The sequence below is a fragment of the Halobacterium sp. KA-6 genome (assembly GCF_021029015.1).
GTDB lineage: Archaea > Halobacteriota > Halobacteria > Halobacteriales > Halobacteriaceae > Halobacterium.
On the sequence record NZ_JAJJZH010000009.1, the window covers coordinates 27,766 to 54,382 of the forward strand.

Genomic DNA, 26,617 nt, shown 5'->3' on the forward strand with positions numbered 1-26,617 from the left:
GGTCAGTCCGCGAGCGGATTCGCGGGTACGCCGACCTGTTCGTGGCGTCGATAGACGTAGGCGGCGGCGACCAGCGGCGCGACGAGCGGGACGACCATCAGGAAGTACAGCGCCGATGGGTTCCACGCTCCCGTGGCGGCGAGGTACTGTTTGTCGAAGTAGACGAACGCCGGCGAGCACAGCGCAAGCAGGAAGCCGAGCGCGACGACGGCGAACACCGGGAGCATCGCGACCGCGTCCGGCGGGAGGACGATGCTGAGCGCGAGCGTGACGGGGAACGTCGCCGCGAGGAGTGCAATCGGCACCCACCAGCGGTCGCTGCGTCCCGTGTCGGCGGGTGAGTCGGTCACGGCGGAGACGACGACACGGGCCGGTATCAGTATTGTCCACGTTCGCGCCGACAGCGAGCGCGTGGGGACGGGACGTTTATCAGCGAAGCCGCCCGAATCGGAGGTGATGACGTACGCGGTCGTCGGCTGCACGGACTGTGGCGCGCTGTGGGTCGTGGAGGGACGCCCCGACACCTCGGGCTGTCCGCGCTGTGAGCGGCGCCACCAGTTCTCAAAACTCCGGAAGTTCGTCCAGACCGACGACGAGGACCACGCTCGCGAGGTGCGGGCGTCGATGCTCGCGAACCGCGCGGGCCACGGCGACGCGTTCGCAGAGCTGGACGACTTCACGACGCTCGGCGACTTCGCCGAGGACGCCGGGATGAGCGACGAGGAGTTCCTCGACTCGGCAGGCGTGGACGTCGAGGAGGTGTCGGCCGTCGAGGAGCGCGTCGAGCAGTCCGGGCGCAGCCTCGGGAAGCGCGAGGCCGTGCGGACGGCGTTGCGCGAACTCGACGAACCCACGGAAGCGGAGGTGAAGGCGTTCGCGGCCGAGCACGGCGTCGACGGGGACTACGTCGAGCGCGCGCTCGACAAACTCCGGCGTGCTGGCGACGTCACCGAGTCCGGCGACGGGTTCCGGCTACTGTAGCTGGCGACCCACACGTTCTTGCCGGTGGCTGTGCGAGGTTCCGACGATGGACGGACGGCTGGCGCGAGTCTGGCAGGTCGTCGTCGGTGTGACGCTCGTGAGCGCAGCGGTCGTGGTCGTGCTGGCGAGCACGGACCCGTCGTGGCCGGTGCCCGGCGTGTCGACGCTGGCGGCGCTGGCTGGCGTGTTCGTGGCCGGGTTCACGCTCGCCGCAATTCTGCGCGTGCTCGCCGGCGAACACGACTACGGCGTCGGGAACCTGCTCGCAGTTATCGGCTGGCTTCTCCTGCTGTTCGGCGAACTGTTCGAGAGCGAGGCCGCGACTGTCGGCGGTATCGCGGTCGTGCTCGCGGCGGGCTCGTACCTCGTCTGGCTGGCCCTCGATTAGAGCGGGCCGCTGGGGAGTGCGCGCAGCAGCGTCAGCGCGAGGACGAGCACCGTCAACAGCAGCTTCAGCACCCGGAGCACGCGCACCGCCCGCGACCGCCCCTCCGGCTCGTCACCCGAGTGTGCGTTCATATTCCAGTGAAGGAAGTGCGGTAAAATAACTCCGTGTCTGCCGCGGGGTGAAACTGAAAGTGCTCAGAAGGTGGCGGCCAACAGGACCGCGCCGGCGACGCCGACGCCGGACAGCCAGCACACGACGTCGAGCGGGTTCGGAACGGGGGGATGCGGTCTGGCTGGTGGTCCGACGGGTCGCCGGCCTCGGCCCCGACGAGGGCGCTTCCAGCCGCGGTCTCGATGCCGGCGTCCGTGGCACCGACGACGGCAGGGACGACCAGTAGCGGGACGCCGAGCGTCAGCACGCCGAGCAGTTTCAGGGGGAAGTCCACGAGCACGGCGACGCCCGCCAGCAGCGCGACGGTGACGGGGCCAGCGACGACGCCGTAGCGCAGCGCCGCCGTACGGAGGGAGTCGCTCGCCATGCGCGGCGAATCGCGGCGCCGCCAGAAATGTCTTCTCCTGAACAGTTCAGCGGCCGAGTTCGGCGTGCGCCGAGGAGAGGTGGCGGGACGCGAGCGCGGCGAGCAGGCTGAGCTCACCGGCGAGCGCACCCGCCGCGATGATTTCCGCGAGCGCGTCGGCGTTCGCCCCGGCCGGGTCGCCGCCCCCACGCACACCGAGCACGTCCAGCGCCTCGCGCTGCGTCGGGAGTTTCGTGCCGCCGCCGACGGTCCCGACTTCGAGGCTCGCCAGGTTCACCGAGGCGTACAGTTCGTCGCCCCTGTCTTCGACGGTCGTGATGGCGTTCGAGCCCTCGACGACCTGCGCGGCGTCCTGCCCGGTCGCGAGGAAGACGGCGGCGACGGTGTTCGCGGCGTGCGCGTTGAACCCGAGGCTGCCGGCCTTCGCGGAGCCAATCAAGTTCTTGCGCGTGTTCGCTTCCTCGATGGCCTCGGGCGTGGTGTCGAAGCGCTCCTCGACGACGTCCCGGGGGATGGTGACGTCCGCGGTGACGGTGCGGCCGCGGCCCTCGACGGCGTTGATGGCGGCGGGCTTCTTGTCCGAGCAAAGGTTCCCGGAGAGCGCGACCAATTCGGCGGGCGTCTCCGCCTCCACGACGTCGGCGGCGGCCTCGGTGGCGATGGTGGCCATGTTCATCCCCATCGCGTCCTTCGTGTCGTAGGCGAACCGGAGGAAGACGCTGTCGCCGACGACGTACGGCGTGACTTCGGTGAGTTCGCCGTGGCTCGTGGTGCTCTCGGCAGCCTCGCGGAGCGCGTCGACGTTGTCCTCCACCCACTCCGCGACTTCCGCGCCCTCGGTGATGTCCTCGACGCGGAAGACGGGTGCGCGCGTCATCCCGACTTTCGTCACGCGGGCGTTCGCGCCGCCTGCCGCCGTAATCGCCGAGCAGCCGCGGTTGACGGAAGCGACCAGCGCGCCCTCCGTCGTCGCCAGAGGGAGGTAGAACTCGTCGTCGGCAGCGCCGCCATTGACCGCGATAGGTCCGGCGACGCCGAGCGGGAGCTGGGTGCCGCCTGCGAGGTTCTCGATGTTCGGGTCGACCTCGTCGGCGTCGAACGCGAACGCGCCCGTGGCGTCGAGGCTGGCGTCGGTCTCGCGTTCGAGAATTTCGCGGCGCGCGGCCGCCGCGGTGTCGGCGTCGGCGTGGCCTTCCAATTCGTAGAGCCGGAGGTCGCCGTCCTGCACGCGGTCGGCGAGGTCGCTGGCGTCGGTCATACCGGGGCGTCGTCGGCGCGACGCCCTGAAGGTTGCCCTTTCACGTGCGACGGCCGACTCGCCGCGGTAAATAGTGGGTTATATCACTCCGTAATCGAGAGTCGCGGGTATGACAGTCACCGCGATGCTGTCGGTCGCACCGCTGGACAGCCCGGACGTCGACTTCGACGCGCAGATAGCGAAGGCCATCGACGCGCTCGACGACTACGACGTGCGCTACGAGACCAACCCCATGGAGACCACCATCGAGGCCGACGGCCTCGACGAGGTGTTCGCCGCGGCGCAGGGCGCGACCGAGGCCGTGGACGCGAGCCGCGTCACCACGAACCTCAAAATCGACCACTTCCGCGAGGAGGACCTCGCCGTCGAGGAGAAAGTCGACCGCGTGGAGGCACACCTCGGGCGCGACGCTGCCAGTCCCGGCGCGCGCAACGGAGGGGCCGAGCAGTGAGCCGAGGGAGCGACGAGCGTTCGTCGTCGCGCCGCGAATTCGTGGCAGCCATCGGGAGCGCAACCGCACTCGGGCTCGCGGGCTGCATCGAATCCACGGACGCGAGCGAACCGTCGACCACCGAAGGAACGACCACGACGACCGGCGGGACGACGGCGACCACGTCGGGCGAGCCGCAGTCGTTGAAGATTGGGACGACGCAGGCGTACGTCGACGCGGTGTCGACGAGCGCGGGCGACTGGGTGAAGTCGACGTTCGAGTCGGAGTACGACGTCGACTTCGAGTGGGTCGTCCGCGAGAACGAACTCAACGACTTCGTCCAGCGCAAACAGCAGGGCGTCGACCTCGGCGCGGACGGCTACGTCGGCGTCACGCCGACCGGACTGGTGCGCGCGGACCGTAACCTCGACGAGTCGCTGTTCGCGGCGTTCGACACCTCGCGCATCTCGAACAGCGACGACGTCGTGGACGCCTACCGCTTCGACCCCCAGCAGCGCGTGCTCCCGACGGGGTCGTCGTACGTCTGCATCGTCTACGACGAGAACGAGGTGGACGCCCCCGAGACCCTCGAGGACCTCACGAAGGACGCGTGGGCGGACAGCCTCGTCCTCGCGAACCCGCAGAACACGGTGACGGGCCTGAGTTTCCTGCTGTGGACGGTCCAGGAGTACGGGCCGGACGGCTACCTCGACTACTGGGACCGCCTCGTGGACAACGGCCTCCAGACCTCGGGGTCGTGGAACGCCGCCTACACCGCGTACTCGAACCAGGAGGCGTCGATGGTCGTCTCCTACAGCACCGACCAGGTGTACGCCTCCCAGAGCGAGGACACCGACATGGCGCGCCACCAGATTGCGTTCCCGAACGACCAGGGGTACGCGTACGTCTCCGGCGTCGCGCAGTTCGCGGACAGCGAGAACGACGACCTCCTGCACACGTTCGCGGACTTCATGCTGGAGGCCGAGACCCAGCGCGAGGTCGCGGTGAAGAACGTCGGCATCCCGACGGTGTCGGACGCCAGCCTCCCCGAGGGGATGCAACAGTACGCTCACGTCCCCGAGAACAAACTCCAGTACGGCTACGAGATGTTGCGGGACAACGCCGACGAGTGGCGCGAGGACGTGTCGCGTCGCATCGCCACGCAGTAGCCAGTCGCGGCGACCGCTTCCCGAACGTCTAAGCGGCCGGCCGCCCGCTTTCGAGACATGACTGCGGCAGCCGACCTCGTGTTGCGCAACGGCGAGGTCCATACGCTCGACGACGCCGAGGAGACCTACGACGCGCTGGCGATTCGGGACGGGCGCGTCGTCCAGCTCGCCAACGACTACGACGTCGGATTCCTCGTCGGAACCGGCACCGAAGTAATCGACCTCGACGGCGGCGTCGTCCTCCCTGGGTTCGTGGACGCGCACACGCACATGGAGACCGTCGGTCAGTACGGCGTGCACGCGGACCTCCGCGGCGCGAGCGGCCCCGAGGAGGTCACGGACCGCCTGCAGGAGCGAGCAGCGGAGACGGACGACGAGTGGATTCTGGGCTACGGCTACGACGAGTCCGCCTGGGACGCCGACGACCTCCAGCAGTCTGACCTCGACGCCGTTAGCGAGGACCGTCCGGTGGCGGCCATCCGCGAGGACATGCACACCGCGACCGTGAACGCCGTCGCGCTCGACGCGTACGGCGACGAGATGCCCATCGGGGACGTGCTCGGCGACGGCCGAATCGTCGAGGACGCCGTCGAAGTCGTCTACGAGGCGACCGAACCCGACCCCGAGGAGACCGAGTCGCTGCTGCGCGCGGCCCAGCGCGAAGCCAACGAGCAGGGCGTGACGTGCGTCCACGACATGGTGCGGCAGTCCCACTCGCCGCGGGCGTTCCGCGAATTGGACCTCGCCGACGAACTGACCGTCCGCGTGCGCCTGAACTACTGGAGCGACCACCTCGACGCCCTCCTCGAAACCGGCCTGCGGACGAACCACGGCTCCGAGATGGTCGAAGTCGGCGGCGTGAAGACCTACACGGACGGCAGCCTCGGCGGCCACACTGCGAAACTCTCCGAGCCGTACGCGGACGCCCCCGAGGAGACCGGGCAGTGGGTCGTCGACCCCGAGGAACTCCGGGAGTTCGTGACGCGCGCGGACGACGCGGGCCTCCAGGTGACCGCGCACGCCATCGGCGACGAGGCAATCGACGCCGTACTGGATGCTTACGAGGAGTGCGCAGACGCCGAAGCGAGCCGTCACCGAATCGAGCACTCCGAACTCGCCAGCGACGACGCCATCGAGCGCATGAGCGAGTTGGGCGTGGTGGCGTCGATGCAGCCGAACTTCCTCAAGTGGGCCGGCAGCGAGGGACTCTACGAGGACCGCATCGGCGCGGAGCGCCGCGAGGCGAGCAACCGCTTCCCCGCCTACCGCGACGCGGACGTGCCGCTCGCGTTCGGCAGCGACTGCATGCCCCTGGACCCCCTCTTGGGCGTGCACTACAGCGTGAACCCGCCCGCCGAGTCGCAAGCGCTCTCGGTCACGGACGCGCTGCGCGCGTACACCGCTGGCGGCGCGTACGCCGGCTTCCGCGAGGACGAAATGGGGACAATCGAGGCGGGCGCGCTCGCTGACCTCGTCGTGCTCGACGAGTCGCCGTGGGAGCAGCCCGAAGCAATCCGGGACATCGACGTGCAGGCGACTGTCGTGGCCGGCGAGGTCGTCTACCGCGCGGACTGACACAACGAATACGTGACTGGGCGGGCTACGGCCGCCCATGTCCGCAGCCGCCCTGTTCGTGCTGTTCGCCCTCCTCGCGGTCGTCGCGCCGCTCGTGCTGTACTCGCTGGTGCGTTCGGAGGCAGAAGACACCGACCGGATGAGCCGCGATGAAGCCCGCCAGCGCGTGTCCCGCGAACAGGACGACGACCGCCGGTAGCGCCCGCTACTCCAGCAGCGTCTCGCCGGTCATCGCGGTCGGTTTCTCGATTTCGAGCAGGTCCAGTAGCGTCGGCGCGACGTCCCGGAGCGCGCCGTCGTCGCGGACGTCGCTGGCGTCCTCCTCGCGCTCCTCGGCGGGGAGGTGGACGAACGGGACGGGGTTGAACGTGTGCGCGGTGTGGGGGTCCTCCTGGGTGCCCATGTCGTCGGCGTTGCCGTGGTCGGCGGTGACGCAGACGTCGGCACCGGCGTCGCGGAGCGCGGGGACGAGCCGTGCGAGTTGGCTGTCGACGGTTTCGACGGCCTCAATGGCGGCCTCGTAGTCGCCGGTGTGGCCGACCATGTCGGGGTTCGCGTAGTTCAACACGAGCACGTCCGGGTCGTCGGCGTCGAGGACGTCGAGCGCGACGTCGGTGACGCCCTCGGCGCTCATCTCGGGCGCGAGGTCGTACGTGGGGACGTCCGGGCTCTCGACGATTTCGCGGCGTTCGCCCGCGAACTCGACCTCGCGGCCGCCGTTCAGGAAGTACGTCACGTGGGGGTACTTCTCGGACTCGGCGACCCGCAGTTGGGTGAGGGAGTGCTCGGCGAGTACTTCGCCGAGCGTGTCCGCGGGGCGCTCGGACTCGAACGCGACCGGGAGGTCGAACGTCTCGTCGTACTCGGTCATCGTCGCCACCGGCACCTCCGGTGGGTCCGTCGAGACGCCTTCTTCCTCCCAGTCCTCGGGGCGGATGTCCGCGAGCATGCGGACGAGTTGGCGCGCGCGGTCCGCGCGGAAGTTGAAAAAGACGACCGCGTCACCCTCGCTGAGCGCGTCCCCACCGCTGACAATCGTGGGTTCGACGAACTCGTCGGTGTCGCCCCGGTCGTAGCTCTGTTGGACTGCTTCGACCGCGGACTCGGCGTGGTGGTCGCCGTTCCGGTTGACGATGGCGTCGTACGCGCGCTTCGTGCGTTCCCAGTTCTGGTCGCGGTCCATCGCGTAGTACCGGCCGACGACGGTGGCGACGTCGCCGGTGTCGTACTCGTCGGTGACCTCCTGGAGGGTCTGGAGGTAGTTCTCGCCGCCGTGGGGCGCGGTGTCGCGGCCGTCCGTGAACGCGTGCGTGGTCGCGGGGAGGTCGCGGCTCGCCGCGCACTCGAGGAGTGCGTGGAGGTGTTCGTGGTCGGAGTGGACGCCGCCGTCGCTGACGAGGCCCACGAAGTGGACGCGGCCGCCCGTGCGTTCGACGTGGTCGAGCGCGCCGCCGATGGCGTCGTTCTGGCAGAGTTCTCCCTCCGCGATGGCGTCGTTGATGCGGGTGTACTCCTGGAGGACGACCCGCCCGGAGCCGATGGTGAGGTGGCCGACTTCGCTGTTGCCCATCTGGCCGCGCGGGAGGCCGACCTCGCGGCCGTGCGTGGTGAGCGTGCCGGAGCCGCCGCGGCGCGAGTACTCGTCGAGATTCGGCGTGTCCGCCGCGAGCACGGCGTTCAGTCTGTCGTGGTCGGCGAGCCCCCAGCCGTCGAGAATCACCAGCGCGGCCTGCATGTTCGGGCGTCCGCGGGCCGCCCGTATTTACGTGTCGTCTCCGGCCAGTGCGTCAGTCGCCGTCGGGCGCCCGGGCGTCCGCCGTCGCGTCGACGTCGAACTCGGCGCCGCAGTCCGCGCACACCATGTGGCGACCGGGGACGGTGCGTTGGGCCGCGACGAGCCCGCACTCGGAGCAGACGCTGTACGGTCGCTCTTCGGCGGGCGCGCCGGGCTCTACGGCCATCCGAATCCAGGCGTCGGAGTCGGCTTCGTCGTAGAGTTCCACGCCGTCGTCGGTGCGTCGCCAGTTGACCGTGGAGTCGCCCTGCGACATCTACCCCACCCTCTCTCCCCCGGCCATTTAACTATTCTGACAAAACTTACCTCGTACGCGAGTAAACGCCGCCATCTGGCGATTAGTGCAAGTAAAGAAATCGCGCCTCGGGACCGCGCGAACGACGGACTATTTGACCCTCCGCGCCCGAGGGGAGGCCATGACCCTCGACCCCGTCCACTTCGACGGCATCGCGGAACTCGCGAGCCAGATTCGCCACGAGGTGGACGCCGAGGAGCACCGCGACGTCGCCGAAGAGACGTGGGCGAACTACCTCGACCCGCTCTACGGCGACGACGGCCCCGTCCTGGAACCGCTCGCCGAACAGCGCCGCTCGGCCGCGGACGTCGAGGAGTTGGCGCTCCAGCCGTCGCCGTTCGACACCGCCCACGGCCTCGACTCGGGCACTATCAACCCGAAGACGTTCAAGAACGGGCTCGTGCTCGACCTCGCGCAGGCCGCGATGAGCGCGACGCCCAGCGACCTCGACCTCCACCGCTCGCGCACGGTCATCACGAGCGTCCACTCCAACGACGCCACCGTCCGCACCGACACCGACTGGCGCAAGTGGGACGAGGGGTACAGCCGCGGCCGCATCGTCCATACCACGCCGCTCGCCCGTGACCAAGAGCGCGTCGTCCACGGCCTCGCGCTCTACCTCGCGGAGAGCCACCACGCCCTCGAACACGCCGACGACGTGGGCGACTTGCTGTTGCTGGACGGTCCAGTCTACCCGAAGCAGTTGGTGAATTGGGCGGACCGCCACGCGAGCCTCGCGGACCTCGTCACCGAGAACGAACTCGTCGGCGAAGTGCTGGAGAACTACGTGCGGCTCGTCGAGCGCTTCGCTGACAAGGACGTGCCGCTGGCGGGGTTCGTGAAGAGCCCGGCGAGCCAGGCGCTCGTACGCGCGCTCCGCGACCGCGGCCGGCCGACGCCGTGGGCCAGCGACGCCGCGTTCTTCGGGCAGGTGCTCGAACGCCGGGAGTTCGACGGGCAGGACTACCACCGCATCACGGACGAACTGGCGTGGACGGGCTGGTTCACGTCCACGCTCGGCGCCGACGGCGTATTCGCCGACGCGAGCGAACTCGGCGTCGAACGCGAACTCCCCGCGGAGGCCTACGAGGTCGCGTTCTTCGTCGTCTACGACCCGCGCACCGACCTCGTGCACAAGGTCGAGTTGCCGTGCGCGTTCGCCGACAGCGAGGACTGCCGGGACGCCGTCGAGCGCTACGTCATCAGCCAGGTCGCCGCGGAAGCCGGGCCGCCCAAGCCTGTTGGGAAAGCCGACGAACTCGCGCGCATCGGTGCGACCGAGAAGGAAGAACTCGTCCGGAAACTGGAACGCTCCTTCGACAGCCGGCGGGACGAGAACTACGACGACCAGCGCTGGGACACCTGATTGCGCGGCCCGCGAACCCGCGTCCACCTTTAAGGCGAGCGAACCAGCAGTTCCGGGTGAATGACCGACCGCGCCATCGAGACGCGCAACCTCACGAAGCGGTACGGCGACGAGACCGCCGTCGAGGGACTGGAACTCGCCATTCCCGCCGGCAGCGTCTACGGCTTCCTCGGCCCGAATGGAGCCGGGAAGACCACCACGATGCGGATGCTCACGACGCTCACGAAACCCAGCGACGGCACCGCGACGGTCGCGGGCGCGGACGTCGCGAATCGCGACGCCGTCGTCTCGAACGTCGGCTACCTTCCCGAAGAGCCGCCGCTGCACGCCGAACTCACGGGCCGCGAGCAACTCCGCTACATCGCCGGCCTCCGCGACCTCCCCGAGGCGGAAGCAGAAACCAGAATCGACGACCTACTCGGCCGATTCTCGCTGGCCGGCGACGCCGACAAGCGCATCTCGGCGTACTCCAAGGGGATGAAACAGAAGGTCGGCATCATCCAGGCGATGCTCCACGACCCGGCCGTGCTCTTCCTCGACGAACCGACGTCGGGACTGGACCCGCGAGCCGCTCGCACCGTCCGCGACACCATCGCTGACCTCACCGAGGGCGACGCCACGGTCTTCCTCTCGACGCACATCCTCCCGGTCGTCGACGAACTCGCGGACACCGTCGGCGTGCTCTACGACGGCCGCCTCGTCACCGAGGGCTCGCCGGAACACCTCAAGACCCGCGCGGAAGCCGGCGACGAGCGCACGCTCGAAGACGTCTTCCTCGAAGTCACCGGCGGCATCGGGGACGCTGCCGAGGAGGCCTGAGATGGTCGCGTTCCCGGACCCGAACCACGCCGTCCGCATCGCCGCCAACGAGCTCCGCATCGCGTGGCGGACGCTCCGCGGGAAGAGCACCGCCCAACTCGCGTCCGTCGGCATCGTCGTCGTGTTCGGTGCCGCGTTCACCGCGGCGGCCGCCTACGGCGCGTACCTGGGCGGCCGCGGCCTCGCCGAGAATCCCGGTGAACTGAGCCAACTCGTCAGCCTCGTACCCGCCGGCCTCGCCACCATCACGCTGTTCATGGCGGCGTACCTGACCGTCGTCCAACTCGGCGACATCGACGTCCGCGACGGCTACCTCACCACGGTCCCCGCCCGCGACGTGGTAGGTGGCCTGCTGCTCTCGGGCTACGTGCGCGCCGCCGGCCTGTTCACCGCGCCACTATTGGTCGCGTCGGCTGCGTTCGCGGTCGGCGCGGGCTCCCCGCTGGCGTTCCCGCTCGCAGCGCTCGCCGTGCTCGCGCTCACTGCGACCGCGTTCCTCGTCGGCTTCCCAATCGGCGTCGGCATCGCCTACCTCGCCAGTCGGTCCGCCATCGTCGCGCGGTTCAAGACGCTCATCGGTGCCGCCGCGTTCCTCGCGTACTTCGGACTCATCGTCTCCGGCACGTTCGACGAGGCCATCGACCCGATTCTCGGCGTCGCACAGGCCTCGCCTGTCTCGTGGTACGCCGACCTCGCCGTGCTCGCGGTCGTTCCCTCCGCGAGCGCCGCGAAAGCCGGCGTCGTTCTCGCTGGCTCCGTCGTCCTCGGTGCGGGTGGCGTGCTCGCTAGCGTCCGGCTCTCCGAGCGCCGCTGGTACACCGAGAGCGTCGAAGCCAGCGAACGCGAGACCGACTCCGTCTCCAGCGGCCGCCTCGACCGCCTCGTCGGGCGGCGGCCCGCGTGGGTCGCACGGAAGAGTTGGCTACGCGCCCGTCGCGCCCCCATCAAACTCGTCTTCGTCGCGTACCCCGCGTTCCTGCTCGTGACGCCCGTGCAGGCGAGCGTCGAAGCCGGCCACGTCACTTCTTCACTTCCGCCCTCTATCGCGCTGTACGGCGCGTGGATGACCGGCGCCGCGTTCACCCTCAATCCGCTCGGCGACGAGGGTGCAGTGCTCCCGGTCACCGCGATTTCGGGCATTTCGGGCCGCGACTTCGTCGGCGGGCTCGTCGTCGCGAGCGCCGTCTTCGGCGTCCCGCTGACGGTCGCCGTTGCCGGCGGGCTCGCCGTCCTCAGCCCGCTCCCGCCAGTCGCGCTCGCGTGTACGGTCGTCGCGGCCGCCGTCCTGCCCGTGCTCGCCGCGGCGCTGGCGGCTGGCGTGGGCACGACCTACCCGAAGTACGACGCCACCAGTATCAGCCGCAGCCGAGAGGTCGTCGTCCCCTCGATGTGGGCGTTCGGCGTCTACACGCTCGCGTTCCTGCTCACTGCCGGCATCGCCACTGCCGTGCAGGTCCCTGCGGCTGCCGGCGCGCTCGCGAACCTCCTCGGCGTCGCCGACGCCGCCGTCCACGTCGGCGCGCTCGCTGTCGGCGTGCTCCTCGCAGGAATCCTCGCGACTGTCTCCGTCCGAATCGCGGTGCGCGCGTTCGACGACTACACCGCCTAAATTTCGGCTTCGTGCTCGGGCTCGACCTCGATGTCGACGTCCGCAGGGTCGACGCCGATGCGCGCGAACTGCGTGCGGACGTGCTCGCGGGCCGCGTCCAGCGCCTGCTCGCGCGTGTCGAACCCGCGCGGCATCGGCGACTCGAAGGCGACGTTGACGTCCTGCCCGCCGACCTCCTGGGTGCTCCCACCGCTCTCTACCGCGTAGAACTCGTCGCAGACCCAGACGTACGGCGCTGCCTCGTCGGGCGCTCCCTTGAACGACGGCGCTTCCTCGCCGCGCTCGTACAGCGTCCCCGTCAACGTCGTCCCGGCCGCCGAACCGCGCACCAGCAACATGCACGACCGTACGGACGCGACGGGCATAAGCACGCGGACGTGAGAACTACCGCACCGCGTCCACGAGGTCCTCGCGGATCGCCGGCGTCGTCGCCGCGACGTACACACCGTCCCCGGGTTCTGCGGTCGACGCGCCGGCTTCCGACGCGAGCAGTTCGCCGACGTGCTGCTCCTCGTCGTCCGGGTGGAAACACACCATTCCGTCAATGCGCCCCCGAGCGAGTGCGCCCCAGTGGACGCACGGCGACCAGCTATCGACGACGCGCTTCGTGACGTCTCCCAGCGCGGCCTGCATCGACGCCGCCTCATCCATCCGGTTGTCCCGTTTCACGTCGTGCCCGATGACGAACGCGATGGTCGCCTTCGCCGTCGGAACATCGCCGTCCGCTGAAACCGGGTCGCCGTCGTGGCGGGCGCCCTCGCCGCGGCGCGCCACGTAGAGGTCGTCGCTGACGGGAACGTACACGCAGCCGACGACCGGACCGTCGTCGTCGAGCACGGCGGCGGCAGTCGCGAACGACGGCAGCCCCGAGACGAAGTTGTTCGTGCCGTCTAGCGGGTCGACGACCCAGCGGTAGTCGCCCTCGGTCGCGACGTCCCCGGACTCCTCGGCGTACACCGCGTGGTCGGGGTGTGTGCCGCGAATCACGTCCAGCATCCGCTGTTCGCTCGCGCGGTCAGCCGCGGCCTTCACGTCGTGTCGAGAGAACTCCGCGTCGACCTCGCGGCCGAACCGCTCGCGGAGGTGGCGACCGCCTGCGAGACACGCCCGAACCGCCGTGTTCTCGACTGTGGAGAGCATCGCCGGACGGCGTCCGACCAGTTCCTAAGCCCTTGCGGTTCGAGGGAAAGGGGTTAGTGCGCGGCCCGCCACTCCGAGAGCATGAGCGACCTCGGGGACTTCGCGGACCACGACCACGGCGACGACGCGGACGCCGCCGAGAGCGACGCCGACGACTTCGAGCGCCCGGACCTCGACGACACCGGCAGCGACGACGGGCTCGGCGCGCTCACCGTCTCGGAAGGCCTGCGCATCCACGAGGACGGCCAGGAGACCGCGCTGAAGGCGTACGTCACCGCGAGCAACCGGTCGTCGGTCCGGCTCGGCTCGTACCTCGTCGCGCCGTACCCCGGCGGCGAGAAACTGTTCTGCAAGATTACCGGCCTGGAGTACGTGCAGGCGTTCCAGAGCGACGACGCCACCGAGATTCACGCCCGGCGCGCGATGCGCTCGGAGAGCGTCGACGAGCAGGACTACAAATTCCTCGCGGAACTGGACCCCGTCGCCGTCCTCTACCGCGATGGAGACGACCTCAAGCGCCGGATGGCCGACCGCGTGCCCAAGCCGGAGACGGTCGTGCGGGCTGCCGACGACGCCACCGAGATCAAGACCGGGCTGAAGATTCCCGAGGACGGCGTCTTCCTCGGCCACCTCTCGGTCGGCGGCGAGAAGGTGCGGACTGCGGCAGAGCCGCCGACCATCGACTACCGCGTGAAAGACGACTACGAGGCCGGCGACCCGCTCGTCTTCCGGCACACGCTGGTCGCGGGTGGGACGGGGTCGGGGAAGACCCACTCCGCGAAGAACGTGCTCCGGCAGTACCTCCACGAGGACCGCCGCTACCCCGTGGACACGGGCGGCGCGGAGCGCCGGATGGCAGTCGTCCAGTTCGACCCGCAGGACGAGTACGCGCAGATGCACGACGACAACCCCGAAGCCGACGCTAGCGACGAGCGTCGCTGGGAGACGCAGGGGCTCGCGCACGGCGGCCACGACGACACGGTCGCGTTCGTGCCGAAGGTCGGGTCGGCGACGTACGCTGCCGACCACCACGACGCCGAACGCGTCGAATTCACGATTCCGTTCTCGATGGTGCGCTCGAACCCGTGGCTGGTCGCCTCCAGCGGCCTCAACGACAACCAGTACGGCGCACTCCACCTGCTGCTCGACCGGTTCTTCGGGCAGTACGGGCAGGGCGGCACGTACGAGGAGTTCTGCTCGTTCCTCGACGACCCCGCACTCAAGGAGGAACTCGACGAGTCCGGGCGCGTCCACGAGGCGACCTACGAGGCCGTGCTCCGTCGTGTTCACGGGATGCCGTCGGGGCTGTTCGACCAGGACGCGCGCCCGATTACGGAGCTCGTGGAGGACCGGCAGTTCGTCCGTCCGGGCCGGCTGTCGGTGGTCCCGACCTACCACATCAGCAACTCGCGGGCCGCCGAGACGGTGGTGCTGGCGGTGTCGAGCCTGCTCGTCGACCAGAAGCTCTCGAACGACCCGCGCTACGAGACCATCAAGGAGACGCCGCTCGTGGTCGGGATGGACGAAGCCCACAACTTCCTCGCGGACGCCGACAGCGTGCAGGCGAACAAGGTCGTCGGGAAATTCACGGAAGCGGCCAAACAGGGCCGCAAGGAGCGCCTCGGGCTGTTCCTCATCACGCAGGACCCCCAGGACATCGCCGACCCCGTGTTCAAGCAAGTGAACACGACGGTCGTGTTGAACCTCGGGGACGAGGACGCCATCAACGCCGTGAACATCCCGTCGTCGCTGCAGTCGAAGGTCCCCTACATGGAGAAGGGTCAGATGGTCGTCTACTCGCCGGACAACTCCGAGCCCGTCGAGATTCAGGGGCTGCCGACGTGCCTCACGCGGCACGGCCGGGACTGACCACGGTCGCCACGTCGGGCGGTCCGCGGCCCATAGAATTTTCACCCGGGCTGGTCAATTTCGAGCCGACACCATGACGAAGATTCTCGTTCCCGTCGACGGCTCCGAGCAGTCGAAGGAAGCCCTGGAGTACGCCCTCGAACACTTCAAGGACGCCGAAATCACGGCCATCAACGTCATCGACCCCATCGAGGCCGGGTACACGGCGCAGGCGACCGTGCCGGGCTACTCGGAGGAGTGGTTCGAACAGGCCAAAGACGCCGCCGAGGAGCTGTTCGACGACGCCAAACAGACCGCCGACGAGTACGACAAGGACATCGACACGACGACCGAAGTCGGGCGACCGAGCCGCGCCATCGTCGACTACGCCGAGGAGAACGACTTCGACCACGTCGTAATGGGGAGTCACGGGCGCTCCGGCGTCTCCCGCATCCTCCTCGGCAGCGTCGCCGAGAGCGTCGTACGGCGCTCGCCGGTCCCAGTGACGATCGTCAGGTAGGGTTGACAGGCGGCGCGAAGTACGCAGGCCAGTTCGCCGCGCTCCCGCCTCGACCGACCTGCGCCGGATTCAGGTCACTGTCGGGGGTTGGTCCCGCTCTCCTACTTGAACCTACGCAGCCGGTAGCGACCAGCATCCGCGAGTGAGCGGTCCGAAGGACCCGAACGAAGCGGTTCACCGCGAGCCGGTGGCTCGCGGGCCGACGACTGAGGGGAGTGAGCGTAGCGAACGAACCGAAGGAGGAGTGCTTTTAGTGCAGGTTTTGCCGAGCGAGGCGGCGAAGCCGCCGAGCGCAGCGCAAAACGTGCGCTAGAAGATATTCGCTTGCCGATAGACGCTGATACCCTGGTGGGTAATCTCGTAGGGCTTCGTCTCGCGGGAGTGGTTGGCGTCCCGAATCTTCTGGATTTCGACGGCGAGGCGGGTCTCCCGGAAGTCCTCGGGGCGGATGTAGCGGAGGACGACGACGGCGTCGGTGAGGTATTCGATGATGCCGTGGCGGGAGGCGAAGGGGTTGTCTTCAGAGGCTTCGCTGGTGAGCATCGTGGTGACGCCGGCGTCCTTGAGCGCTTTCGTGAAGTCGTAGATTTCTGTACGGCGGACAGACTGGTCGTCGTACATCATCTCCAGCAGGGAGACGGAGTCTAGGACGAGGCGGCTGGCGCCGAACTCCTCGACGAGCCGCGGGAGTTCGTTGCGGATGCTGGTGAGGGAGTTGGCCATCTCGATGGGGTCGATGTCGACGACCGCGAGGTTGCCTTCCTCGGTGTGGCGGTCGAACTCCCAGCCTTTCTCCGTGGCGCTCTGGACGACGCGCTGCTGGGACTCCTCGAGCGTGATGTAGACGGCGCGTTCGCCGTTCTGGATGGCTTCGTGGAGGAACTGGAGGCCGAACGTCGTCTTCCCGGTCCCGGCGCCGCCGATGGCGACGATGAGCGAGCGCTCGGGGACGCCGCCTTGCACCATCTCGTCGAGGCCCTCGATGCCGAAGTCGATGCGCGGGATGTCGGACTCGTACTCCTCGTCCTCCTCGAAGCCGCCGGGGCCGCCCGCGCCGACGTCGGCGTCGAGGTCGAACCCGAAGTCGTCCTCGCTGCCGGACGGGGCGGCACCGGGACCACCGCCGCCGCCACCGCCGAACGCGGCCGCGAAGTCGTCCTCGAAGAGGTCTTCTTCGCCGCCCGCGGGTTCGCCACCACCACCGCCGCCGCCGAACGCTTCGGCGAACTCGTCGACCTCGCTCTCGGGGCCCGGCTCCGCTTCGTCCTCGGGCCCGGCTGGCGTCGGCGACTCGGAGGGCTCGGACGGTTCCTCGCCGGACTCCCCCGGGAATTCCTCGCCAAATTCCGACGGCGGCTCGGCTGTCGGCTCCTCGGATTCGGACTCCGACGGCTCTTCGTCGGGTGCCTCTTCGGATTCCGCCTCGGTCTCCTCTTCGAAGGCTTTCTCGAACCAGTCTTCGTCCTCCTCGTCAGCCACGATGACGCCTCCGTACCGCGGCGCACTGCGCCGTCGGCTCCATGTCCGGGTGGTCGGGACACAGCGAAAAGTAGTTTCCGCCGCCCGCGGGTTTTTCAAGCACGGCTCCCCGAGTGAGCGTATGCGCGTTGGAATCGTCGCACAGCGGGGGAACTCGCGGGCCGCGTATCTCGCCGCGGACGTCCGCGAGATGCTCGCTGGCGAGGACGTGGAGGTGTGGCTGGACACGGCGACGGCGGACGCTCTCGACGGTGACGGCCACGAGGTCGCGGAGTTCGACGCCTGCGACCTCGTGGTGAGTATCGGCGGGGACGGCACGTTCCTGTTCGCGGCGCGGGGCGCGGGGTCGACGCCGGTGCTCGGTGTGAACCTCGGGGAGGTCGGCTTCCTGAACGCGGTCGCGCCGGAGGACGCCGTCTCGGCAGTGCGCCGGGAGGTGGAACGCTACCGGGAGACCGACGAGGTGCGCCACCGCGAGGTGCCGCGAGCGGCGGCCTCCGGGGAGCGCGAGTGGTCGTTGACGCCGGCACTCAACGAGGTCGTGATTCAGGGCGACCAGCGCGGCCACGGCCACGGTATCGACCTCGAAGTGCGCGTGGACGGGTCGCTGTTCGAGGCGACGCACGCCGACGGCGTCCTGATTGCGACGCCCACCGGGAGCACCGCGTACAACCTCAGCGAGGGCGGCCCGCTCGTGCAGCCGGGCGTCGGCGCGTTCGTCGTCAACGGCATGTGTGCGGACGAGGCGATGCCGCCGCTGCTGACGCCGGTCGGCGGCGAGGTCACGGTGCGCGTGGACGGCCCGGAGTACGCCGTCGTCTCCAGCGACGGGTCGAACCGACAGCGCGTGAAGACGCCCGAGGTAATCACCGTCGAGGCGGCCGACGAACCGGCGCGCGTCGCGGGCCCGGACTCGGATTTCTTCCAGGCGCTGAACAAACTCAAGTAGCCCCTCGACGAACGGGAGCGGGTCGCCGGAACGGAAAGGGTTAGTGAGCCACCAGCCGTACCGCGGGACAATGAGCCAGCAGCTGCCGGACGTACAGGCGACGGAGCCGGAGGTTGCCGTGGGGTTGAGTCAGGTCGGGGTGACGGGCGTCGAGAAGCTCGTGAAAATCGCCCGCGAGGACAAGCGCCCCATCGTGTTGACTGCGGAGTTCGAGGTGTACGTCGACCTCCCGCAGGGCCGGAAGGGCATCGACATGAGCCGGAACATGGAGGTCATCGACGAGACCCTCGAAGACGCCGTCTCTGAGCCCGTCTACCGCGTCGAGGAGATGTGCGGGGAGACCGCCGAGCGCCTGCTCGACAAACACGAGTACACGACGACGGCGACCGTGAAGATGGAGGCCGAGTTGATGATTCAGGACGAGACGCCCGCCAGCGGCCGCCCGACGCAGGGCACCGTCGACATCGTCGCCTCCGCGACTGCCGAGGAGGGCGAGCCGACACGCGAGGAAATCGGCGCGCGCGTCGTCGGCATGACGGTGTGTCCGTGCAGCCAGCAGATGATGAGCCAGCACGCCCGCGAGAAACTCCAGGAGCTCGACGTCGGCGAGGAGAACGTCCGTGAGTTCCTCCAGGAGGTGCCCCAGGCCGGGCACAGCCAGCGCGGGCACGCGACGCTCACCATCGAGACCTCCGGGGACCCGGACGTCGACCTGATGGACGTCGTGGAGGTCGCGCGGGACTCGATGAGCGCGCGCATCTACAACCTCGCGAAGCGCCCGGACGAGGACCACATGACCTACGCCGCCCACGCGAACGCGAAATTCGTGGAGGACTGCGTGCGCTCGATGGCGGAGGGTGTCGTCGCGGAGTTCGACCACCTCGACGACGACGCGATTGTCACGATGAAGCAGTCCAACGACGAATCCATCCACCAGCACAACGCCCACGCCGAGCGCATCGCGGAGTTCGGCGCGCTGAAGCAGGAAGTCGACGGCGAGTAGTCAGTCCAGCGTCGCGGCGTCGGTCCACGTCTCCGCAAACACCTCGAAAACATCCGCGGCGAACGTCGAATCGTGGAGGTCTATCATCGCGAACGACTCGTCGGGTTCGACGGGGTTCGTCACTTCTAAGCAGACTTCGGCGTCGTCGACGATGGTGACGTTGCCCTCGACGACGGGGCCGATGCGGACCTCGTAGCCGGGGTGTTCGGCGAGCACGGCGACGTAGCGCTCGTTGACCTCGTCGGGGATGTTCGAGGAGAGGTCCTGGGAGATGAGCACGGAGACGTCGACGCCGCGTTCGAGAGCGTCTTCGAGGTGGTCGACGATGCGGCTGGTGGTGTCTGCGACGTCGAAACTCGTGGACTCGAAGCCCGCCAGCAGCCGGATGGAGTCGTCGGCGGTGTCGATGCGTTCGAGCAGGAGGTCCAGGGAGTCCGCGGGGCCGAGCGCGGCCGTCCAGAACCCCTCCTCGGGTTCGGAGGGTGTCTGGAGGTCGGCTTCGAGTTCGTCGACGACAGCCTCGTATTGGTCGGCTTTCTCCCGGAGTTCGCGCTTGCGGTCCTCCAGTAGGCGGTCGAGCGCGGTCTCCGGTTCGACGGCGACGTACTTCTTCGGGCGGCTGGCAGCCTGACTGCGCACGAGGTGCTGGGATTCGATGCTGCCGAGCACGTCGTAGATGCGGCCCATCGGCACGCCGCTCTCCTCGGACAACTCCTTGGCAGTTGCCGGCCCGGTTCGGAGGAGTGCACGGTACGCACTGGCTTCGTACTCGGAGAGGCCGAGGTCCCGCAAGTCAGCCATGTCGTTGTCGATTCGACAGCCGACGTGAAAAACGCTGCCCCAGTTTACGGCCCACGAGACTCACTCGGGTGGGTCCGGCGGCCGGGCCTCGATGTACGGGAGTTCGTCGAGCAGTTCGTCGAGGTCGACCGGAGAATCAGGTTGTTCGCGCGCCATCACCTGAGGATACGCCGCGAGCCGCCTTGAAACCCGATTTAGAGGAGTTCGGTGGATGCCGGTGGCCTCCCGAGTGCTATTGAGCGTTCGCCACGAGGTCCGCGAGCGCTTCGGGGGAGTCGACGGCCTCGCTCGTGCCGTCGGCCTCGACGAGCCACGCGGTCCCCGGCTCGCCGTCGGCGTCCGGGACGACGACTTTCTCGTGGTCGGCCATCCGGAGCGCGGCGCGGTGGAGGTCTCTGCCGGCCTCGTCCGCGACTTCGACGACGAGCGGGTCGCCGACGACCCGGGACGCGGCGGTGCCGTACGCCGCGACCTGCGCGCCCATGCGCTCGGCGGCGCCGGCGAACGCGCCGACGGCGTCCGACGCGGCCTCGTGGTAGCGCGCGTCCCGTGTGAGGTAGTGGAGGTCGACGAGCGCGTCCGCCATCACGGCGGTGTCGTCGATGGGGCGCAGCGGCTGGTCGAGCAAGCCCGCGCCCTCCAAGGGGCCGTCGAGGAACGCGCCAGTCGCGTCCTGCAGGTCGTCGATGGTGGCGTCGGCGACCGTGACTGCAGTGTCGAGGTAGTCGCCGCCGAGGACCTGGGCGGCCGACGCGAACGCCTGCACGACGCGTGCACGGTCCGCGAGCAAGCCCGTCGGTGCGTCCGGTTCGTCGAAGTGCCGGACGGTCGCGCCGTCGACGAGCGTCTCTCGGAGGTAGTCGAGCGTGCGCTCGGCGTACCGGGTCGCGGTGTCGTCGTCAGTGTACGCCGCGAACGCGAGCAGGGCGTCGGCGGTGAGCGCGTTCACGTCCGCGTACGCCGTCTCGTCGACCGGCGGTTCCGCGTGGCTCGCGCGCTCGTCGGCGGACTGCTCGAAGTACTCGCCGGCGGCCTGACTCCCGCCGAACGCCTCGCCCGTCCACAGCGTCCCCGTCGCGTAGTCGATGGTGTGCTCGGCGGGCTCGCGGTAGTCCTCGCTGCCCGTGTGGAGGTACGCCGACGCGAACGCGCGCAGGAGGCTGGCGTTCTCCGCGAGCACCTTCTCGCGCTGCGGGTCCGACCAGTCGCGGCCGTGCGCGAACCGGAAGAACCCGCCGTCGACGTCGTCCGCGAGGTTGCGGCGGACTGCGTCGAGCGTGCGCAGCGCCTGGTCGCGCTCGCGCTTGAGCGCGAACTCGACGGTCGCCGGCAGCGGGAACTTCTCGTCGGTCCCCCAGCCGCCGTGCTCGGGGTCGAACTGCTCGCCGAGCTGGCCCGCGAGCAGCCGCTCGATGTCACCGTTCACGGGACCGACCGGCGGCTCGCCGCCGCGGAGCGCGCGCGGCACGCTCCCCGCATCCTCGCCCTGCTCGTCCCACGTCTCGCGGACGCGCTGGAGCACCTGCCGGAACCCCTCGGGTTCGAGGAACGTCGCGCCAGCGAGGTGGTCGCCCTCGGGCGTCACGAACACCGTCGACGGGAACCCGCCCATGTTGTAGCGCTCCCGCACCCGAGGGTGGCGGTCGGCGTCCACGCGCACCGGCACGAAGTCGTCGTTGACGTTCGCGGCGATGCGCGGCTCGGCGTACGTCCGTTCGTCCATCTGCCGGCACCAGTCGCTCCACGACGTCACCAGCGACACCAAGAGCGGCACGTCGCGCTCGGCGGCCTCCGCGAAGGCCTCCTCGCCCCACTCGCGCCACTCCACGCGCGTCGCGTCGGCGGACTCGTCCATACGTTCGCTGCGCGGCGAACCCGGGAAACCGTTTCGACACGGGCGAACGCCTCCCCGTGCAACAGAAAGGCTATGAATCGCGGACGGCTACCCCGGCGTATGCCCCGACTCCGGTGGCTGTTCCTCGCGCTCCTCGTGATTCCGCTGGCGGACGCCCTGTTCCTGGTGTTCGTCGCGGGGCAGGTCGGCTGGCAGGTGACGGTCGCGCTCGTCGTCCTCACCGCCCTGCTCGGCACGCTGTTCGTGCGCGCGGAAGGCCGCCACACCCTCCGACGCATCCAGCGCTCGCTCGCGCAAGGGAAGACGCCGACCGACGAACTCGTCGACGGCGGGCTGCTCATCGCCGCCGGCGCGTTCCTCCTCACGCCCGGTCTGCTGACCGACGCGCTGGGCTTCCTGCTCGTCTTCCCGCTCACACGCTACCCGTTCCGCTACGCCGTCAAGGAGTGGGTCATCAAGCCCAAGCTCGACCAGAAGACGGGCGGGTTCGCCACCGGGAACGTCTACACGTTCGGCTTCCCCGGCGACGACGACAGCGGCGGCCCGTTCGCCGGCGCGGGCGGCGACGGCGGCCCCGGCGGTAGCGGGCCGTTCGGCCCGGGCGCAGCGGGCGGCAGCGACGACGACACCATCGACCTCGACGAGGATTCCTACGACGTGGAATTCGAGGACGGCGACGACACCGACACCCGGTAACGCACGACGGCGCGCTGTAGAAAGGAAACCCTTAATTGTACCAGCGGCAAACGTCGGGATGCGTTGGGCCAGTAGCTCAATTAGGTAGAGCGCCACTCTGATAAGGTGGAAGCTTCCGGTTCAAATCCGGACTGGCCCATTCCGTTTTCGCACGCTCCCCTCTTCGCCCGTTAATTCTTCTACGACGCCACAGCCTCGCTTGTGCTGAAATGTTTTTCAGCAAAACCGCTTACAGAAATATCATTCAGATTACCACTAAGGGGTTATAGGCCATCTATCCAACTGAGATGACCCAACCGACTCCCCACCGACCGCTCGAAGCGTACAGCCTACAAGCAGTAGCCAAAACAACTGCGTTGCTCGTCGTTGGCAACCTCGCGGCCCTCGCAGCAGTGTCCGAACCTGCGACCGCAGCCACCGTCGCGATGACGATCCTCGCGGTACTTGGCGGACAGCGAGCGCTGGCAGTCTGGCGTACCTACAAAGATACGGCGACACCACAGACCAGCGTGCACCGACCCCGACAACCAGGCCCCAGCGACTAGGCACGCTCCCACAGCCTCTGCCAACGACCCCCGACGGAAATTTCTCTTCGTTGCTGCTCCCGAACGGTTTTGCTCTCCCGCTACGACTACTCGTGTATGACTGAGGATGTGACCGGGCTCGTGGACGACCTCCATGAGCGGGCGGCGGCGCTGAGCGGTGACGACGGGGCGCTCGGCGAACTGTTCACGCCGGGGTTCATGGAGCGACACACGGACGCGGCGACGTTCCGGGGGTTCCTCGACGACAGCGACTGGGAGGTGGCGACGCGGTCGGACTTCGCGGCCATCGACGAGGCGGCGTTCGACGAGTATGTCGCGGCGCGCACGTCGTTCCCGGACTGGGAGACGATGCTCGGGCAGGCCAGCGAGGAGTGGATGGCGCGCCAACTCGTCGACTGAGAGGGTTTTTGCACGCGCTGCGACTGCGCGCCGCTTTGAGTAGGGATGGGCGGGTACGGGGACGTGGGCATCGAGACCCAACCCGGTGCCCGTTGGTCCCCTCCCCCGCTGACCGTCGAGGCCGACTGCCCCCACGCCCCACTCGATTCGGCCTCGACGTCGCGGGCTTCAGTGTCCCCGCTGGCGCGTCGCCACACGTCGCGGCCCAGCACTTTCCTGCGTCGAACGACGAACAGAGCGACGGCACCGCGAGCGCGTTCGTCGGGGCGAGCGCGGAACCGGGGCTTTGACGCGGGCGGAGCGCGAACGCTCTGGTATGGATTCACGCGTGGCGCTCGGACTCGTCATCGCCGCCGGGGTCGTGGTCCCCGGGGTCGCGAACTACTTCCTGCACCAGGCCGGCTTCTCGACGGTTGGCGCGGCGGTGTGGGCCGTCGGCTACGCGTCGATGGTGCTGGTCGTGTGGTACGGGTGGATTCGCCCCCTCGACCTCACCGGACCGGACGGCGGAACGGAACCTTAAAGGGGATTTCGCGGCGAAATCCAGCCAGCAATGGCGTTCACACCGCTGCCCCTCGTCGACGACTTCCTCGTGAATTACCACGTCGGGCACGCGCTCCTCGTTCTGTTCGCGTTGTCCATCGTCGGCAGTATCCCACTCGGCTCCCGGAAGGTCGTGGCTCTGAACGCGTCGCTGTTCGGCGTCCTCTTCTTCGTGACGCCCGCCTCACAGCTCGGCAGCGACCCGTTCACGTACCGGTTCCTCGGCGTCGCGCTGCTCGTCGTCGCGCCGATTCTGTACACCACCGCGCGCGAGTAGCGAGCGAGGTCGCCGACCGCATCGGCGTCGGACGCCACTCGAATTCTCCTTTCGACCGCCTCGAAAACAGTAACGACTCCCGACCGAACGCTCGCTACTCGCCCACCAGGTCGTCGTAGCGCGCGCCCGTCTGCTTCAGGGTCTCTTCGGAGTAGAGGCGCTCGTGGTCGAACGGCAGGTACTCGTCGGCGAGTTCGTCGATTTTCTCGTCGACGGCGTCGCTCTCGCGGCCGTGAATCATCGTGAAGAGGTTGTACGGCCAGTCCTGGTCGGGGCGGCGCGGGCGGTGATAACAGAGCGTGACGTAGGGGAGTTCGCCGACGCTGACGCCGCGCTCGTCGAGTTCGTCGTCGGGGACGTCCCAGACGACCATGCAGTTGGCGTCGAAGCCGGTGACGACGTGGTTGACGACGCAGCCCACGCGCTTGATGCAGCCGTCCGCGAGCAGGCGCTCGGTGGCGTCGAGGACGTCCTTGACGGGCGCGCCGATGGCGTCCGCGATGTCCCGGTACGGCGTCGCCGACAGCGGGAAGCCGTCCTGAATCGCGAGCAGGAGGTCGGCGTCCAGCGTCGAGAGGTTGCCCGCCGCGCTCTCGCTGATTCGGGTCGCGGAGACCTCGGTGCTGTCGAGACTCTCCCGCGCAAATTTGTCGCCGTTCACGACCGGGAACTCGAGGTCGATGTAGTAGTCGGTGAGCATCGGGAGGTTCAGCACCTCGCAGCCTGTTCGTTCCTCGATTTCCGCGAGAATCTCGTCGCGCTTCTCGCGGCTGCCGGCGGTGACGACGAACCACTGGTTGTACTCGTGGTCCCGGCGGTAGTTGTGGTTGACCTGCTGGTAGCCGTTGATGACGTCGGCGACCTCCTCGTCGCGGTCGGCGGGCGCGCGCACGGCGGCGAGCGTCGACGACCCGATGACGGGCGGGTTGAGGACGGCGCCGAACCGCCGGAAGACGCCCTCCTCGTGGAGGCGTTGGACGCGTTCGAGCGCGTCGGCTTCGGTGACGCCGAGGTCGTCGGCGACGACTTCGAACGGGCGCTCCCGAATCGGGAACCCGCTCTGGTACTCGTCGATGAGGCGTGCGTCCACGTCGTCGACGCGTTCGCGCCAGTCGGCGGCGGCCATTACCACGCGGTTGGGACTGCGTCGGCTACTGTTTACCGGTTCGTCGGCGGGCCGATTTCGGGTGCGCTCGCCGAAACCGGGTGGATTTACGCCGGTGGAAATCCAATACGTCGACATGAGTGATTCGCACGGCGAGTGGCCGCTACAGCGCCTGATGACGGAGGTCGTCGGCTCCGGGCCGAAGTCCGCCGAGGACATGTCCCGCGAGCAGGCGATGGAGGCGTTCGAGCGCATCCTCGATTTGACGCCCGACCAGACGACGCTGGGCGCGTTCTGGCTGGCGAACCGCTGGAAGCGCAACAACGGCGAGGAACTGGGCGCGTACGTCGACGCGATGCGTCGGGAGAGCGTCGTCGACGCCGAACCCGACGCCGACCCCGTGGACTGCGGCGCGAACTACGACGGGAAAGGCGACTCCGCGATTCTTGGCGTCGCCGCCGGCGTCGTCGCGGCCGCCGCCGGGACGCCCGTCGTCGTCCACTCCGGCGACCGCGTGCCGACGCAGAAGCAGGACGCCTACAAGCACGTTCTCGACGAGCTCGGCGTGCGCACTGACCTCGAGCCCGAGGAGTCCGCCGAGATGGTCGACGAGCACGGCTTCGGCTTCTACTACCAGCCGAACTTCAATCCCGTCGTGGACGCGCTCTGGGACCGCCGCGACAACATGGGCGTGCGGACGTTCGTGAACACCGTCGAGACGCTCGCGAACCCCGCGAACGCCGACACCCACCTCGGCTCGTTTTACCACCTCGCGTTCGCGAAGAAGGTCGTCGAGACTGCCCGCGAGAGCGAGGACGTCGGTTTCGACCGCGTGCTCATGTTTCAGGGGATGGAGGGTTACGACGACATTCGCCCCGGCTCCACGACAGTCGCCGAGTGGTCGGAGGGCTCGGACCTGGAGGACTTCACCATCGAGACGGAGGACTACGGCATGGACATCGAGAGCGCGGACCTTGACGTCGACGACGTCGCCAAAGAGTCCGCCGAGATTACGGCGGACGTGCTCGCGGGCGACCACCGCGACCAATTCGCGGACGCCGTCAAACTCAACGCCGCGCTCCGCATGTACGCCGGCGAGGACGTCGACTCCATCGACGAGGGCATCGAAGCCGCGACGGACGTCATCGCCAGCGGGCGTGCGGAGAGCCTCCTCGCGGACCTCTGCTCGTTCTGAGTAGGTAGCGTTATCCGGCGCGACGGCGTTCTCTGGAGT

General features: G+C 68.7%; 31 protein-coding genes and 1 tRNA gene. 20 read left to right on the forward strand and 12 right to left on the reverse strand.

The annotated features are described in order from the left end of the window. Window positions 1–2 precede the first annotated feature (2 nt). Complete coding sequence (locus LPA46_RS15005; protein WP_230893192.1) at window positions 3–350, reverse strand: hypothetical protein; 348 nt, start codon at window positions 348–350, stop codon at window positions 3–5. 106 nt (window positions 351–456) lie between these two features. On the opposite strand from LPA46_RS15005, the gene LPA46_RS15010 reads away from it, so the two are divergent. Together LPA46_RS15010 and LPA46_RS15015 are read left to right on the forward strand one after the other, a co-directional pair. Then, window positions 457–981 (forward strand): DUF5817 domain-containing protein, encoded by a 525-nt coding sequence (locus LPA46_RS15010; protein ID WP_230893193.1) that lies wholly within the window; start codon window positions 457–459, stop codon window positions 979–981. 46 nt (window positions 982–1,027) lie between these two features. Then, window positions 1,028–1,369 (forward strand): hypothetical protein, encoded by a 342-nt coding sequence (locus LPA46_RS15015; protein WP_058984080.1) that lies wholly within the window; start codon window positions 1,028–1,030, stop codon window positions 1,367–1,369. On the opposite strand, the gene LPA46_RS18885 is transcribed toward LPA46_RS15015, so the two are convergent. Genes LPA46_RS18885 through hmgA form a run of 3 tightly spaced genes read right to left on the reverse strand, consistent with a single transcriptional unit; the run spans window position 1,366 to window position 3,165 of the window. Further along, complete coding sequence (locus LPA46_RS18885; protein WP_269073718.1) at window positions 1,366–1,500, reverse strand: hypothetical protein; 135 nt, start codon at window positions 1,498–1,500, stop codon at window positions 1,366–1,368. The two genes, LPA46_RS15015 and LPA46_RS18885, sit on opposite strands and share 4 nt — an antisense overlap. Further along, window positions 1,497–1,907, reverse strand: coding sequence for a hypothetical protein (locus tag LPA46_RS15020; protein ID WP_230893194.1), 411 nt, complete (start codon window positions 1,905–1,907; stop codon window positions 1,497–1,499). Before LPA46_RS15020 ends, LPA46_RS18885 begins: the two co-directional genes overlap by 4 nt. A gap of 46 nt (window positions 1,908–1,953) precedes the next feature. Continuing rightward, window positions 1,954–3,165 (reverse strand): hydroxymethylglutaryl-CoA reductase (NADPH), encoded by a 1,212-nt coding sequence (gene hmgA, locus LPA46_RS15025; protein ID WP_230893195.1) that lies wholly within the window; start codon window positions 3,163–3,165, stop codon window positions 1,954–1,956. Between the two features lie 109 nt (window positions 3,166–3,274). Here hmgA and LPA46_RS15030 point away from each other — a divergent pair, with 109 nt between their 5' ends. The 4 genes from LPA46_RS15030 to LPA46_RS15045 are packed head-to-tail and all read left to right on the forward strand — an operon-like array spanning window position 3,275 to window position 6,538. After that, complete coding sequence (locus LPA46_RS15030; RefSeq protein ID WP_230893196.1) at window positions 3,275–3,616, forward strand: thiamine-binding protein; 342 nt, start codon at window positions 3,275–3,277, stop codon at window positions 3,614–3,616. Then, window positions 3,613–4,764, forward strand: coding sequence for a thiamine ABC transporter substrate-binding protein (locus tag LPA46_RS15035; protein ID WP_230893197.1), 1,152 nt, complete (start codon window positions 3,613–3,615; stop codon window positions 4,762–4,764). Before LPA46_RS15030 ends, LPA46_RS15035 begins: the two co-directional genes overlap by 4 nt. 57 nt (window positions 4,765–4,821) lie before the next feature. Beyond that, a complete protein-coding gene (locus tag LPA46_RS15040; RefSeq protein ID WP_230893198.1) occupies window positions 4,822–6,339 on the forward strand; it encodes an amidohydrolase in 1,518 nt (505 codons plus the stop codon). Window positions 6,340–6,376: 37 nt separating this feature from the next. Next, window positions 6,377–6,538, forward strand: coding sequence for a hypothetical protein (locus LPA46_RS15045; RefSeq protein ID WP_230893199.1), 162 nt, complete (start codon window positions 6,377–6,379; stop codon window positions 6,536–6,538). Between the two features lie 6 nt (window positions 6,539–6,544). Here the strand turns inward: LPA46_RS15045 and gpmI are convergent, their stop codons facing one another. Next, window positions 6,545–8,074 carry a 2,3-bisphosphoglycerate-independent phosphoglycerate mutase gene (gene gpmI, locus LPA46_RS15050; protein ID WP_230893200.1) on the reverse strand — a complete coding sequence of 510 codons (1,530 nt, stop codon included), beginning with the start codon at window positions 8,072–8,074 and terminating at the stop codon, window positions 6,545–6,547. A gap of 52 nt (window positions 8,075–8,126) precedes the next feature. Next, complete coding sequence (locus LPA46_RS15055; protein WP_230893201.1) at window positions 8,127–8,390, reverse strand: hypothetical protein; 264 nt, start codon at window positions 8,388–8,390, stop codon at window positions 8,127–8,129. 160 nt (window positions 8,391–8,550) lie between these two features. Between LPA46_RS15055 and LPA46_RS15060 the strand changes: the two genes are divergently transcribed. Genes LPA46_RS15060 through LPA46_RS15070 form a run of 3 tightly spaced genes read left to right on the forward strand, consistent with a single transcriptional unit; the run spans window position 8,551 to window position 12,223 of the window. Further along, a complete protein-coding gene (locus LPA46_RS15060) occupies window positions 8,551–9,795 on the forward strand; it encodes a DNA double-strand break repair nuclease NurA (protein WP_230893202.1) in 1,245 nt (414 codons plus the stop codon). A 60-nt stretch (window positions 9,796–9,855) separates the two neighbouring features. Then, window positions 9,856–10,614, forward strand: a complete 759-nt coding sequence (locus LPA46_RS15065) for an ABC transporter ATP-binding protein (RefSeq protein ID WP_230893203.1) — start codon at window positions 9,856–9,858, stop codon at window positions 10,612–10,614. Window position 10,615: 1 nt separating this feature from the next. Further along, the gene (locus LPA46_RS15070) at window positions 10,616–12,223 is read left to right on the forward strand and encodes a hypothetical protein (RefSeq protein ID WP_230893204.1); all 1,608 of its coding nucleotides are present in this window, start codon (window positions 10,616–10,618) and stop codon (window positions 12,221–12,223) included. Here the strand turns inward: LPA46_RS15070 and LPA46_RS15075 are convergent. Both LPA46_RS15075 and LPA46_RS15080 read right to left on the reverse strand, forming a co-directional pair. Beyond that, window positions 12,220–12,561 (reverse strand): DUF7113 family protein, encoded by a 342-nt coding sequence (locus LPA46_RS15075; protein WP_230893205.1) that lies wholly within the window; start codon window positions 12,559–12,561, stop codon window positions 12,220–12,222. The two genes, LPA46_RS15070 and LPA46_RS15075, sit on opposite strands and share 4 nt — an antisense overlap. Window positions 12,562–12,607: 46 nt before the next feature. Then, a complete protein-coding gene (locus tag LPA46_RS15080) occupies window positions 12,608–13,363 on the reverse strand; it encodes an inositol monophosphatase family protein (RefSeq protein WP_230893206.1) in 756 nt (251 codons plus the stop codon). An 81-nt stretch (window positions 13,364–13,444) separates the two neighbouring features. Here LPA46_RS15080 and LPA46_RS15085 point away from each other — a divergent pair, with 81 nt between their 5' ends. Together LPA46_RS15085 and LPA46_RS15090 are read left to right on the forward strand one after the other, a co-directional pair. Continuing rightward, entirely contained in the window at window positions 13,445–15,232 is a 1,788-nt protein-coding gene (locus tag LPA46_RS15085) for an ATP-binding protein (RefSeq protein WP_230893207.1), read from the forward strand. Window positions 15,233–15,305: 73 nt separating this feature from the next. After that, a complete protein-coding gene (locus tag LPA46_RS15090; protein ID WP_230889597.1) occupies window positions 15,306–15,731 on the forward strand; it encodes a universal stress protein in 426 nt (141 codons plus the stop codon). A 309-nt stretch (window positions 15,732–16,040) separates the two neighbouring features. Here the strand turns inward: LPA46_RS15090 and LPA46_RS15095 are convergent, their stop codons facing one another. Further along, complete coding sequence (locus LPA46_RS15095) at window positions 16,041–17,213, reverse strand: KaiC domain-containing protein (RefSeq protein WP_442908264.1); 1,173 nt, start codon at window positions 17,211–17,213, stop codon at window positions 16,041–16,043. 118 nt (window positions 17,214–17,331) lie between these two features. On the opposite strand from LPA46_RS15095, the gene LPA46_RS15100 reads away from it, so the two are divergent. Beyond that, window positions 17,332–18,159 (forward strand): NAD(+)/NADH kinase, encoded by an 828-nt coding sequence (locus tag LPA46_RS15100; protein WP_230889595.1) that lies wholly within the window; start codon window positions 17,332–17,334, stop codon window positions 18,157–18,159. Between the two features lie 70 nt (window positions 18,160–18,229). Continuing rightward, window positions 18,230–19,162: a GTP cyclohydrolase MptA gene (gene mptA / locus LPA46_RS15105; RefSeq protein WP_230893209.1), complete on the forward strand. Its 933-nt coding sequence runs from the start codon at window positions 18,230–18,232 to the stop codon at window positions 19,160–19,162. Here mptA and LPA46_RS15110 read toward each other — a convergent pair whose 3' ends face one another. Beyond that, window positions 19,163–19,963 carry a TrmB family transcriptional regulator gene (locus LPA46_RS15110; protein WP_230893210.1) on the reverse strand — a complete coding sequence of 267 codons (801 nt, stop codon included), beginning with the start codon at window positions 19,961–19,963 and terminating at the stop codon, window positions 19,163–19,165. A 232-nt stretch (window positions 19,964–20,195) separates the two neighbouring features. Further along, a complete protein-coding gene (locus LPA46_RS15115; RefSeq protein ID WP_230893211.1) occupies window positions 20,196–21,818 on the reverse strand; it encodes a DUF255 domain-containing protein in 1,623 nt (540 codons plus the stop codon). A gap of 99 nt (window positions 21,819–21,917) precedes the next feature. Between LPA46_RS15115 and LPA46_RS15120 the strand changes: the two genes are divergently transcribed. The 6 genes from LPA46_RS15120 (at window position 21,918) to LPA46_RS15145 (ending at window position 24,278) form a co-directional block, all read left to right on the forward strand. Continuing rightward, window positions 21,918–22,514 (forward strand): FxsA family protein, encoded by a 597-nt coding sequence (locus tag LPA46_RS15120; protein ID WP_230893212.1) that lies wholly within the window; start codon window positions 21,918–21,920, stop codon window positions 22,512–22,514. 65 nt (window positions 22,515–22,579) lie between these two features. Then, window positions 22,580–22,653 (forward strand) — tRNA-Ile (locus LPA46_RS15125). Window positions 22,654–22,801: 148 nt separating this feature from the next. Then, on the forward strand, window positions 22,802–23,059 hold the full coding sequence (locus LPA46_RS15130) for a hypothetical protein (protein ID WP_230893213.1): 258 nt from the start codon (window positions 22,802–22,804) through the stop codon (window positions 23,057–23,059). Between the two features lie 96 nt (window positions 23,060–23,155). Next, window positions 23,156–23,458, forward strand: a complete 303-nt coding sequence (locus tag LPA46_RS15135) for a hypothetical protein (protein ID WP_230893214.1) — start codon at window positions 23,156–23,158, stop codon at window positions 23,456–23,458. 316 nt (window positions 23,459–23,774) lie between these two features. Continuing rightward, window positions 23,775–23,981, forward strand: a complete 207-nt coding sequence (locus tag LPA46_RS15140; protein WP_230889589.1) for a hypothetical protein — start codon at window positions 23,775–23,777, stop codon at window positions 23,979–23,981. Between the two features lie 30 nt (window positions 23,982–24,011). Continuing rightward, the gene (locus LPA46_RS15145) at window positions 24,012–24,278 is read left to right on the forward strand and encodes a hypothetical protein (RefSeq protein WP_230893215.1); all 267 of its coding nucleotides are present in this window, start codon (window positions 24,012–24,014) and stop codon (window positions 24,276–24,278) included. Between the two features lie 94 nt (window positions 24,279–24,372). Here LPA46_RS15145 and ahbB read toward each other — a convergent pair whose 3' ends face one another. Next, window positions 24,373–25,404: a siroheme decarboxylase subunit beta gene (gene ahbB, locus LPA46_RS15150; RefSeq protein ID WP_269073719.1), complete on the reverse strand. Its 1,032-nt coding sequence runs from the start codon at window positions 25,402–25,404 to the stop codon at window positions 24,373–24,375. Window positions 25,405–25,519: 115 nt separating this feature from the next. Here ahbB and LPA46_RS15155 point away from each other — a divergent pair, with 115 nt between their 5' ends. Further along, window positions 25,520–26,578, forward strand: a complete 1,059-nt coding sequence (locus tag LPA46_RS15155) for an anthranilate phosphoribosyltransferase (protein ID WP_230893217.1) — start codon at window positions 25,520–25,522, stop codon at window positions 26,576–26,578. Window positions 26,579–26,617: the final 39 nt, after the last annotated feature.